This window comes from Variovorax sp. PDC80 (genome assembly GCF_900115375.1).
Lineage (GTDB): Bacteria > Pseudomonadota > Gammaproteobacteria > Burkholderiales > Burkholderiaceae_C > Variovorax.
In genome coordinates, this window is sequence record NZ_FOWG01000017.1 from 141,388 (window position 1) to 152,055 (window position 10,668).

Annotated in this window: 12 protein-coding genes; 9 read left to right on the plus strand and 3 right to left on the minus strand. The window is 68.7% G+C overall.

The window, feature by feature from the left end:
- Positions 1 to 7: 7 nt before the first annotated feature.
- The 3 genes from BM109_RS35840 to BM109_RS35850 all read right to left on the minus strand — a co-directional run bounded on the left by BM109_RS35840 (position 8) and on the right by BM109_RS35850 (position 2,438).
- Positions 8 to 565, minus strand: coding sequence for a TRAP transporter small permease (locus BM109_RS35840; protein ID WP_093353963.1), 558 nt, complete (start codon positions 563 to 565; stop codon positions 8 to 10).
- Between the two features lie 99 nt (positions 566 to 664).
- Positions 665 to 1,675: a sialic acid TRAP transporter substrate-binding protein SiaP gene (locus tag BM109_RS35845; RefSeq protein WP_218159444.1), complete on the minus strand. Its 1,011-nt coding sequence runs from the start codon at positions 1,673 to 1,675 to the stop codon at positions 665 to 667.
- Between the two features lie 55 nt (positions 1,676 to 1,730).
- Entirely contained in the window at positions 1,731 to 2,438 is a 708-nt protein-coding gene (locus BM109_RS35850; protein WP_093353965.1) for a FadR/GntR family transcriptional regulator, read from the minus strand.
- A 123-nt stretch (positions 2,439 to 2,561) separates the two neighbouring features.
- On the opposite strand from BM109_RS35850, the gene BM109_RS35855 reads away from it, so the two are divergent.
- The 9 genes from BM109_RS35855 to BM109_RS35900 all read left to right on the plus strand — a co-directional run bounded on the left by BM109_RS35855 (position 2,562) and on the right by BM109_RS35900 (position 10,660).
- Positions 2,562 to 3,296, plus strand: a complete 735-nt coding sequence (locus BM109_RS35855; RefSeq protein WP_057590942.1) for an SDR family oxidoreductase — start codon at positions 2,562 to 2,564, stop codon at positions 3,294 to 3,296.
- The gene (locus tag BM109_RS35860) at positions 3,293 to 4,045 is read left to right on the plus strand and encodes an SDR family NAD(P)-dependent oxidoreductase (protein WP_093353968.1); all 753 of its coding nucleotides are present in this window, start codon (positions 3,293 to 3,295) and stop codon (positions 4,043 to 4,045) included. The genes BM109_RS35855 and BM109_RS35860 overlap by 4 nt, the downstream gene beginning before the upstream one ends.
- Positions 4,046 to 4,091: 46 nt before the next feature.
- Positions 4,092 to 4,940, plus strand: a complete 849-nt coding sequence (locus BM109_RS35865; RefSeq protein WP_093353970.1) for a fumarylacetoacetate hydrolase family protein — start codon at positions 4,092 to 4,094, stop codon at positions 4,938 to 4,940.
- A 132-nt stretch (positions 4,941 to 5,072) separates the two neighbouring features.
- The gene (locus tag BM109_RS35870) at positions 5,073 to 5,855 is read left to right on the plus strand and encodes a GntR family transcriptional regulator (protein ID WP_093354113.1); all 783 of its coding nucleotides are present in this window, start codon (positions 5,073 to 5,075) and stop codon (positions 5,853 to 5,855) included.
- A 23-nt stretch (positions 5,856 to 5,878) separates the two neighbouring features.
- Positions 5,879 to 7,081: an ABC transporter substrate-binding protein gene (locus BM109_RS35875; RefSeq protein ID WP_093353973.1), complete on the plus strand. Its 1,203-nt coding sequence runs from the start codon at positions 5,879 to 5,881 to the stop codon at positions 7,079 to 7,081.
- Positions 7,082 to 7,349: 268 nt separating this feature from the next.
- Entirely contained in the window at positions 7,350 to 8,222 is an 873-nt protein-coding gene (locus BM109_RS35885; RefSeq protein ID WP_093353978.1) for a branched-chain amino acid ABC transporter permease, read from the plus strand.
- Positions 8,219 to 9,196, plus strand: a complete 978-nt coding sequence (locus BM109_RS35890) for a branched-chain amino acid ABC transporter permease (RefSeq protein ID WP_093353980.1) — start codon at positions 8,219 to 8,221, stop codon at positions 9,194 to 9,196. Before BM109_RS35885 ends, BM109_RS35890 begins: the two co-directional genes overlap by 4 nt.
- A complete protein-coding gene (locus BM109_RS35895; RefSeq protein ID WP_093353983.1) occupies positions 9,189 to 9,953 on the plus strand; it encodes an ABC transporter ATP-binding protein in 765 nt (254 codons plus the stop codon). Before BM109_RS35890 ends, BM109_RS35895 begins: the two co-directional genes overlap by 8 nt.
- The gene (locus BM109_RS35900; protein ID WP_093353985.1) at positions 9,950 to 10,660 is read left to right on the plus strand and encodes an ABC transporter ATP-binding protein; all 711 of its coding nucleotides are present in this window, start codon (positions 9,950 to 9,952) and stop codon (positions 10,658 to 10,660) included. The genes BM109_RS35895 and BM109_RS35900 overlap by 4 nt, the downstream gene beginning before the upstream one ends.
- Positions 10,661 to 10,668 lie beyond the last annotated feature (8 nt).

Here is a 10,668-nt window from a genome sequence, read left to right on the forward strand (position 1 = left end):
CGCGGCCTCAGCGGTCGGCGAGGGTGGATTCGGGACGCTCGAGCACGCTGTAGCCGCGCCGCCAGTGGATGCGCAGCACCTGCACCGAGCGCCAGGCCATCGCGGCGAAGCCGGCCAGGCACAGGCCGTAGACGATGTTCATCGGCGCATCGACGATGGTCATGCGCGTCTGGTTGCCGATCTTCATCATCATCTGCACCGTCATCACGATGGCCGCGAGGAAGAAGGCCACGCGCAGCAGGTCGACCAGCCGCGACAGCCACAGCCCCGGCGCGCCGCGCAGGTAGCGGTAGAAGAAGTCGACCTGGATCTGGTTGTTCTTGGCCACGCCGATCGCCGCGCCGATGAACACCACGCCGATCAGCATGTAGCGCGCGATCTCCTCGGTCCAGGCGGCCGAGTCGTTCATCACGTAGCGCGTGACGAACTGGTAGAACACCGTGAGCCCGAGCAGCCAGAACAACGCGAGCGCGATCCAGCCCTCGGCGATGGTGTCGGAAAGGTCCACGGCCTCGTCCTGCGCATGGAAGTGGCCTTCTTCGTCGATGATTTTCTCGTCGCTCAAAACGATCTCCTCGCGGATGGTCGGCGCTCGCGGCACGGCCCCCTGGTGCGGGAGGGGCCGGCCGTGCGAGGCGGATGGGAAGGGCGGCGGGGCCGGGGCCTACTTGATCGCGAGGATGCGGTCGTAGTCCTGCTGGCGGTAGCCGTTGTCGGTGGGCTTGGTGGCCTTGAGCACGGCCTCGCGGAACACGTTCTTGTCGACCGTGATCACGTTGTTGCCCTTCTTCTTGAACTCGTCCACCAGCCGCGCCTCCGAGGCGATGATCTCGCGGCCCGTGCGCTCGGCCGCTTCCTCCATCACCTCGCTGAAGATCTTCTTCTCGTCGGCCGACAGCCGGCCCCAGAGCTGGCCCGAGCAGATGGTGAGCAGCGAGTCGACGATGTGGCCGGTCAGCGAGATGTTCTTCTGCACCTCGTAGAACTTCTTGGCCTCGATGGTCGGCAGCGGGTTCTCCTGCGCGTCCACCGTGCCGTTCTGCAGCGCGAGGTAGACCTCGGCGAAGGCGATCGGCGTCGGGTTCGCGCCCAGCGACTTGGGAAAGGCGAGGTAGGCCGGCGCGTCGGGCACGCGGATCTTCAGGCCCTTCATGTCCTCGGGCTTGCTCACCGGCCGCGCGGCGCTCGAGGTGACGTGGCGCGCGCCGTAGTAGCTCAGCGCCGTGATGTGGTTGCCGCTCTTGTCGTCGTAGCCCTTGGCGAGCTCCCTGAACACGTCGCTCTTCGCGTACTTCAGCTGGTGCTCGGCGTCGCGGAAGATGAACGGGAAGTAGGAGATCGCGAGCGGCGTGTAGGTGCGGCCCGCGAAGCTCGCGCCCGACAGGATGATGTCGACCGTGCCCAGGGTCAGGCCCTGGTTGATGTCGGCCTCCTTGCCGAGGCTGGAGGCCGGGAACACCTGGATGTCGTACTTGCCGTTGGTGCGCTTCTTGATCTCCTCGGCGGCCCACACCGAGTACTTGTGGAAGGGCTCCGAGGTCTCGTAGACGTGGGCCCACTTGAGCTTGGTCTGGGCCGAGGCCAGGCCCGATACCCCGAGCGCGCCGGCCGCGAGGGCGCAGGCGGCGAGGGCCTTGAGGGCGGTGCGTTTGCTGTTTCTGCTGCTGCTGGTCATGTGGCTTGTCTCCGTTATCGTCGTGGCAGGAAGAAGAAGGAACGCTGGCGAGAAGTCAGGAAGGCTTCGCGCGTCGCCAGCTCGCGCTGAATCGCTGGTGGGACTTGTCCATGTGCTCGTGCATCGCGGCGCGCGCGGCCTCGGCGTCGCGCGCGGCCACCGCGTCGCGGATCGCCTCGTGCTCGGCGATGGCGGAGCGCCACGAGGACACCGTCTCGAAGTAGCCGCCCAGGCGCGTGAAGATCGGGCCCTTGCGCGAGTCCCAGAAGTTCTGCACCGTCTCGATCAGCACCGCGTTGCCGCTGGCGCCGACGATCGCGAGGTGGAAGGCGCGGTCGCCCTCGAGCGGCATCACCGTGCGGTCGGCCAGTTCGCGCATGACCTCGATGGCGCGCGTCATCGCATCGACGTCCTTGCGCTTGCCCATCTGCGCCGCGATGGCCGCGGTCTCGCCCTCGATCACGCGGCGCGCGCGGATCAGCTCGAGCGGGCCCCACTCGGTGGGCGCCACCGGCGCGCTCGCGCGGTGCGAGCGGTCGAGCACGTACACGCCCGAGCCGGTGCGCACCTCGACCCAGCCCTCGACCTCGAGCGCGATCAGCGCCTCGCGCACCGAGGGGCGGCTCACGCCGAGTTGCTTGGCCAGGTCGCGCTCGGCCGGCAGGCGCGCGCCCACGGCGAACTCGCCCTGGCCGATCAGCGCGCGCAGCTGGTCGGCGATCTGGCGATAGAGGCGTTGGGGTTCGACGGTCTGCAGCGGCACGGGGTCAGAAAAGAAGACGAGCGGGTTTAAGGGTTGTCCTGAATTGGACAAGTGGTAAGGCCAATTCAGAATACGATGCGCGGCCCGTGCCACCCATCGGGCCAAACCCGAATCGGAGACACCATGAGATTGAAGGGAAAGACCGCGCTCGTCACCGCGGCCGGCCAGGGCATCGGCCATGCGAGCGTGCTCGCGCTCGCGGCCGAGGGCGCGCAGGTCTGGGCCACCGACGTCAATGCGCAATTGCTCGAGCGCTACGCCGGCGTGCCGAACGTCACCGCCGCCAGGCTCGACGTGCTCGACAAGGCCGCCATCGGCGCGCTGGTGTCGACCCTGCCGCCGCTCGACGTGCTGTTCAACTGCGCGGGCGTGGTGCACAACGGCACCATCGAGCAGGCCAGCGACGACGACCTCGCCTTCGCCTTCGCGCTCAACGTGCGCGCCCAGATGTGGACCATCCAGGCCGTGCTGCCCGGCATGCTCGCGGCGGGCCGCGGCAGCATCATCAACATGGCGAGCGTGTGCTCGAGCATGAAGGGCCTGCCCAACCGCTTCGTCTACGGCACCACGAAGGCCGCGGTGCTGGGCCTCACCAAGAGCGTGGCGGCCGACTACGTCACGCGCGGCATCCGCTGCAATGCGGTGTGCCCCGGCACGGTCGACACGCCCTCGCTGGGCGAGCGCATCAACGCCAATGCCGACCCCGAGGCCGCGCGCAAGGCCTTCGTCGCGCGCCAGCCCATGGGCCGGCTCGCGCGCGCCGAGGAGATCGCGCCCGTGGTCGTGTTCCTCGCCAGCGACGAATCCATCTTCGCCACCGGCCAGGCCTTCACGGTCGACGGCGGCATCACCATATGAACCAGCTCGACTTCGCCGGCCGCCACGCGGTGGTCACCGGCGGCGCCACCGGGCTGGGTTTCGGCATCGCGCAGCGGCTGGTCGCCTCGGGCGGCACGGTCACGCTGTGGGACCGCGACGAGGCCGCGGCCGCGCGCGCCGCCGAGTCGCTGGGCCCGGGCAAGGCGCGCGCGCTCAAGGTCGACGTCTCGCAGCAGCACTCGGTGGCCAAGGCGGTGGCGGCCACGCTCGCGCATGCGCCGCGCATCGACGCGCTGGTCAACAGCGCCGGCATCACCGGCCCCAACGCCAAGCTCTGGGACTACCCGGTGGACGACTGGCGCCAGGTGATGGAGGTCAACGTCAATGGCGTGTTCCTGTGCTGCCGCGAGGTGGTGGCGCAGATGCGCGCGCAGGGCGGCCAGGGCCGCATCGTCAACATCGCCTCGGTGGCCGGCAAGGACGGCAATCCCAACGCCAGCGCCTACAGCGCCAGCAAGGCCGCGGTGATCGGCCTCACCAAGTCGCTCGGCAAGGAGCTCGCCGACACCGGCATCCGCGTCAACTGCGTGACGCCGGCCGCGGTCAAGACCGCGATCTTCGACCAGATGACGCCCGACCACATCGCCTTCATGCTGTCGAAGATCCCGCAGGGCCGCTTCGGCACCGTCGAGGAGGTCGCGGCGCTGGTAGGCTGGCTGTGCACCGACGACTGCTCGTTCTCGACCGGCGCGGTGTTCGACCTCTCGGGCGGCCGCTCGACCTACTGATCGCCCCTTCCCACAGAACCATCCAACCACCCAAGGAAAAGCAAGCATGAAACTCGTCCGCTACGGCAACCCCGGCAAGGAGAAGCCGGGCCTCGTCGACGCCAACGGCCAGCTGCGCGACCTGAGCGCCGTCGTCAAGGACATCGGTCCCGAGCAGCTCGGCGATGCCGCCATCGCCAAGCTGCGCAAGCTCAAGACCGACAAGCTGCCGCCGGTCAAGGGCAAGCCGCGCTACGGCAGCCCCGTGGCCCGCGTCGGCAAGTTCATCGCCATCGGCCTCAACTATGCCGACCATGCGGCCGAGTCCGGCCTGCCGGTGCCCAAGGAACCCGTGGTCTTCATGAAGGCCACGAGCTGCATCCAGGGCCCGAACGATCCCGTGATGCTGCCCAAGGGCTCGGTCAAGAGCGACTGGGAGGTCGAGCTCGGCGTGGTCATCGGCACGCGCGCGCGCTACGTCTCGCAGAAGAGCGCGCTCGACCACGTGGCCGGCTACTGCGTCATCAACGACGTCAGCGAACGCGAGTTCCAGATCGAGCGCGGCGGCACCTGGGACAAGGGCAAGGGCTGCGACACCTTCGGCCCCATCGGCCCCTGGCTGGTGACGCGCGACGAGGTCGAGAACCCGCAGAAGCTCGCGATGTGGCTCGACCTCAACGGCCAGCGCGTGCAGACCGGCAGCACCAAGACCATGATCTTCAGCGTGGCGAAGATCGTGAGCTACGTGAGCCAGTTCATGACGCTGGAACCCGGCGACGTGATCACCACCGGCACCCCGCCCGGCGTGGGCATGGGCATGAAGCCGCCGCTGTTCCTCAAGAAGGGCGACGTGATGGCGCTCGGCATCGAGGGCCTGGGCGAGCAGCGCCAGGAAGTGGTGCCCTTCAAGCTCTGAGTCCGGCGGAAGCCGAGCCTCTCGCTTTCTGCCATCGACGGCCCCTTCGGGGGCCGTTTTCGTTTCCGCGCGCCTTTAAATGTCCCATTGACAGAACATTGAAACTGCAAAAACATCGCCTGCATGTCGCAGATGCCCTTGCCCAAGTACCACCAGATCTACCTGGTGCTGCGGGAGCAGTTGCATGAGGGCCGCTTCGCCGCCGACGGGCTGCCGGGCGAGCTCGCGCTCATGCAGCAGTTCGGCGTGGCGCGCGTCACCGTGCGGCGCGCGCTCGAGCAGCTCGCCGCCGAAGGGCTGATCTCGCGCACGCCGGGCCGCCGCACGCGGCCCATCGGCCCGGTCGCGGGCGAGGCGCCGACCGCGCCGGCCAGCGAGCGCGCCAACCTGCGCGGCCTGCTCGAGAACCTCGTCACCATGGGCCTGCACACCTCGGTCAAGGTGCTCGAGGTCGCGACCATCACGGCCTCCTCGCAGGTCGCCGAGGCGCTGCAGCTGCAGCTCGGCGACCCGGTGCAGAAGGCGGTGCGCGTGCGTTCCACGCGCGAAGGCCCGCTCTCGCACATCACGACCTACGTGCCCGACACGATCGCGCGTCGCTTCGGCCGCCGCGAGCTCTCGAAGAAGCCGATCCTGGTGCTGCTCGAGGAGTCGGGCGTGAAGGTGGGCCGGGCCCACCAGACCATCTCCGCGCGCCTGGCCGACAACGTGCTCGCGCAGCACCTCGACGTCTCGGTCGGCTCGGCCCTGCTCGCGGTGCGTCGCCTGATCTACGACGAAGCCGAGCGCCCGGTGCAGTGGCTGCACGGCTTCTACCGCCCCGACCGCTACACCTACGAGATGCAGCTGTCCCGCGTCGGCAGCATCGACGCCAAGGTCTGGGTCAGCCGGGACGTGTCGGCCAAGTTCAACTGAAGACAAAGAAAAGGAAACGCCCCATGCAGACCCGCCGCCGCTTCGTTTCGCAGTCCGCCACCTTGGCCTCCGCGCTCGCCTTCCCGCTGATCGGCGGGGCCCAACCCAAGCCGCTGAAGGTGGGCGTGCTGCACCCGGTGACGGGCGCGCTCGCCTACTCGGGCCAGCAGTGCCGGCTCGGCGCGCAGCTCGCGATCGAGGACATCAATGCTGCGGGCGGCATCAAGTCGCTCGGCGGCGCGAAGCTCGAGGCCCTGCTGGGCGACGCGCAGTCGCAGCCGCAGGCGGGCGCGGCCGAGGTCGAGAAGATGAACGAGGCCGGGGTCAGCGCCATCGTCGGCGCCTACGCCTCGGCGATCTGCCTGGCCACCACGCAGGCCGCGGCCAAGTACAACCTGCCGCACGTGGTCGACGTGGGTGTGGCCGACCAGATCGTCGAGCGCGGCCTGAAGAACACCTTCCGCTTCGGCCCCGGCTACCGCAAGTCGACCGAGGTCGCGATGGCCAACCTGCTGGTGCTCAACAAGGCCGCGGGCAATCCGGCCAAGACCGTGATGGTGATCCACGAGGAGTCGCTGTTCGGCGCCGGTACCGCGCAGCTGCTGGCGCGCGAGCTGCCGGGCTACGGCTTCGAGGTCAAGGAGGTGGTGAAGCACGCCAACCCCACGCGCGACTTCAACAACATCGTGCTGCGCATGAAGTCGATCAACCCCGACATCGTGATCCCGGCCAACTACTACAACGAGTACGCGCTGCTGGTGCGCACCATGCAGCAGCAGAAGGTGGTGCCCAAGGCGATCTTCTCGGTGCTCGGCGGCGCGGCCTCGAGCTACAAGTTCGTGAAGGAGTTTCCCGACGCGGCCAACGGCATCATCGACTGCAACCACTGGTTCAACCCCCGGGACAAGCGCGCGCAGGAGCTGCGCAAGCGCGTCGAGGCCAAGGGCCAGTTCTTCAGCTACGAGGTCTTCATGACCTATGCCTCGATGTGGCTGCTGGCCGATGCGCTGGAACGCGCCAAGTCGGGCGAGCGTGCCGCGATCATCGATGCGCTCGAGAAGAGCACCTTCTCGAACCACTTCATGCCCTATGGCCCCACGAAGTTCGTCAATGGCCAGAACGAGGGCGCGCAGCCGCTGATGACGCAGGTGGTGAAGAACGACATCAAGGTCATCATCCCGCGCGACTACCGCGAGGTGGAGCCGCTGTTCCCGCTGAAGGCATGAGCGTGAGAAAAGTGATCCCCTGGGGCTCCTGCAGCCGTCGATCAGGCGCGGAGCCCGGCATGTGGTGCGGGGCGGGCGATCCCCTCTGCGCCGCCGAGGAGCGCAGCGTTTCGCGGATCAGGGCTCGCAGTTGTCTGAGCGAAGCGAGTTCTGCGAGACCCCGCGAAACGCGAGCACCGCAGGGCAGCCGCGAAGCGGCCGGCGCAGTGGGGTCGCTCGACCCGCACCGCATGCCGGGCGGTCTCCAAAACGAGAGCACGTTCCCAAAATGCTAGACCCCAGCATCCTCTTCCCCTCGGTGCTCAACGGCCTCACGACAGGCGCCGTCTACGCACTGATCGCGCTGGGCCTCACGCTGATCTACGGCGTGCTGCACATCATCAACTTCGCGCACGGCGCCTGCCTGATGGTGGCGCTGTACGCGGTGTACTTCCTCAAGGAGCGGCTGGGCATCGATCCCTACCTCGCGTTGCCCGTGGTGGTGCTGGGCATGTTCGCGCTCGGCTATGCGCTGCAGCGCGTGGTGATCAACCGTGCGGGCCACGGCAAGGACGAGAACATCCTGCTCGCCACGCTCGGCATCGCGATCGTGATGGAGAACCTCGCGCTGCTGTTCTTCAATTCCGACACGCGCAACATCGACACCGCCTACTCGCTGAGCACCGTGGCCATCGGCCCCGCGATGATCGCCGTGCCCAAGCTGGTGGCCTTCGCGGGCGCGCTCGTGGTCTCGGGCATCCTGTTCTGGATCATGGGCCGTACCGACCTCGGCCGCGCCATCCGCGCCGTCGCCAAGGAGAAGGAGGGCGCCAAGCTCATGGGCATCGACGTCGACCACGTCTACGCCATGAGCTTCGGCATCGGCCTCGCCTGCCTCGGCGCGGCCGCCTGCTTCCTGCTGCCGGCCTACTACGTCAACCCGCAGGTCGGCGGCGGCTTCGTGCTCGTGGCCTTCACCATCGTCGTGCTCGGCGGCATGGGCAGCTTCGTCGGCGCGCTGATCGGCGGCTTCCTGGTCGGCGTGGTGGAGTCGCTCGGCGGCCTCTACCTCGGCGAATCGCTGGGCCAGATCGGCATCTTCGCGATCTTCATCGGCGTGGTGCTGTTCCGGCCGCAGGGCATGTTCGGGGCCAAGGCATGAGCACGGGCAAACAACTCGCGGGCATCGCGCTGTTCGCGGTATTGGTGGCGTGCGTGCCGCTGGTCACGACCTCGGGCGTCACGCTCAACTTCGTGATGATGGCGCTCTACGCCACGCTGATCGCGCAGGCCTGGAACATCCTCGGCGGCTTCGGCGGCCAGTTCTCGTTCGGCCATGCGCTGTTCTTCGGCACCGGTGCCTACATCCAGGCCATCGCGCAACTGCAGGGCGGCATCAATGCCTGGATCGCGCTGCCGCTGGCCATCGCCGGTGCCGCGCTGGTGGGCCTGTTCATCGGCGCGCTGAGCTTCCGCTACGGCCTCAAGGGCTCGTACTTCGCGCTGGTCACGCTGGCCTTCGCCGAGGTGTTCCGCATCCTCGCGCTGTCGGTCGACTTCACGGGCGGCGGCGTCGGCCTGATGGTGCCGCTGCGCGAATCGGTCGCCAACCTGCAGTTCGCCACGCGCGCCGGCTACCTGTGGGTGGTGCTCGCGATGGTCGTGGTGGCGCTGCTCGTCACCTGCTGGCTGCGCAACGGCCGCTTCGGCGCCTACCTGCAGGCGGTGCGCGACAACGAGGACGCGGCGCGTGCCGTCGGCGTCAACCCCTTCCGCATCAAGCTCGCGGCCATCGGCCTGTCGGCCGCCTTCATGGGCGCGGCCGGTGCCTTCTACGTGCAGGTGTTCCAGTACATCGATGCCGGCATCGCCTACGGCGCGGGCGTGTCGGTCGAGGCGCTGGTGGCGGCCATCGTCGGCGGCATGGGCACCGTGTGGGGCCCGGTGCTCGGCGCGGTCGTGCTGCACCTGCTGTCGGACTTCACGCGCAACCTGTTCGGCGAGCTGCCGGGCATCAACATGGTGATCTACGGCACCGTGCTCGTGCTGATCGTGATCTTCGTGCCGCGCGGCATCGCGGGCATCGGCCAGTCGGTGCGGCAGCTCTGGAGCGCGAAGGGAGGCCGCGATGAGTGACGCTTCCCTGCTGGTGCTCGAGGGCGTCTCGCGCTCCTTCGGCGGGCTCAAGGCGGTGCAGAACGTGAGCCTCGCCGTGCGCGAGGGCAGCCTCAGCGCGCTGATCGGGCCGAACGGCGCGGGCAAGACCACGCTGTTCGCGCTGATGTCGGGCTTCCTCAAGCCCGACGCCGGCAGCGTGCGCTTCGCGGGCCAGGACATCACAGGCCGCGAGCCGCACCGCAATGCCGCGCTCGGCATGACCCGCACCTTCCAGATCGTGAAGCCCTTCGCCGCGCAGACCGTGCGCGAGAACATCGCGGTCGGCGCCCACCTGCACCTGCGCGGCCGCACCGAGGCCCTGCGCGAGGCCGAGGCCGTGGCGCAACGCGTGGGCCTCGCGCCGCAGCTCGACAAGCCGGCCTCCGACCTCACCGTGGCCGGCCGCAAGCGCCTCGAGCTCGCGCGCGCGCTCGCCACCCGGCCGCGCCTGCTGCTGCTCGACGAGGTGCTGGCCGGCCTCAACCCGCAGGAGATCGCCGAGATGATGCCGGTGGTGCGCGGCATCGCCGCGAGCGGCGTGACCGTGCTGATGATCGAACACGTGATGCAGGCCGTGATGAACCTCGCCGAGCATGTCTGGGTGCTGGCGCAGGGACAGTTGATCGCCGAGGGCAGCCCGGCGCAGGTGACCTCCGACGACCGGGTGGTCGAGGCCTACCTGGGCCATGGCACCGCGGCGCGGCTGCGCAAGGCCGCAACGGGAGCTGCTGCATGAGCGCTTTGCTGGAAATCGAAGGCCTGCGCGGCGGCTATGGCCGCGTCGAGGTTCTGCGTGGCGTCGACCTCAAGGTGAACGCCGGCGAGATGGTCGCGCTGCTCGGCAGCAACGGCGCGGGCAAGTCCACCCTCAACAAGATGGTCTGCGGCCTCTGCCCGGCCTGGGGCGGCACCGTGCGCTTCGACGGCAAGGACCTGAGCGGCGCGCACTACCGCGACGTCGTCAAGGCCGGCCTGATCCAGGTGCCCGAGGGCCGCAAGGTGTTTCCCAACCTCAGCGTGCGCGAGAACCTCGAGCTCGGCTCGTTCACGCGGGCGCGCGAGCGCCGCGCGCAGAACCTCGAGAAGTCGTTCGCGCTGTTCCCGCGCCTGCGCGAGCGCATGGACCAGCATGCCGGCACCATGAGCGGCGGCGAGCAGCAGATGCTGGCCATCGCGCGCGGCCTGATGGCCGAGCCGGTGCTGCTGATCCTCGACGAGCCTTCGCTGGGCCTCTCGCCGCTGCTGGTCGAGGAGATGTTCACGCTGATCCGCGAACTGCGCGACGGCGGCCTGGCCGTGCTGCTGGTCGAGCAGAACGTCGGCCAGTCGCTCGAGATCGCCGACCGCGCCTACGTGCTCGAGAACGGCAGCGTGCGCTTCTCGGGCCTGCCCGGCGAACTGCTCGTGAGCGACGAATTGCGGCGCGCCTACCTGGGGCTCTGAGGCGCGCG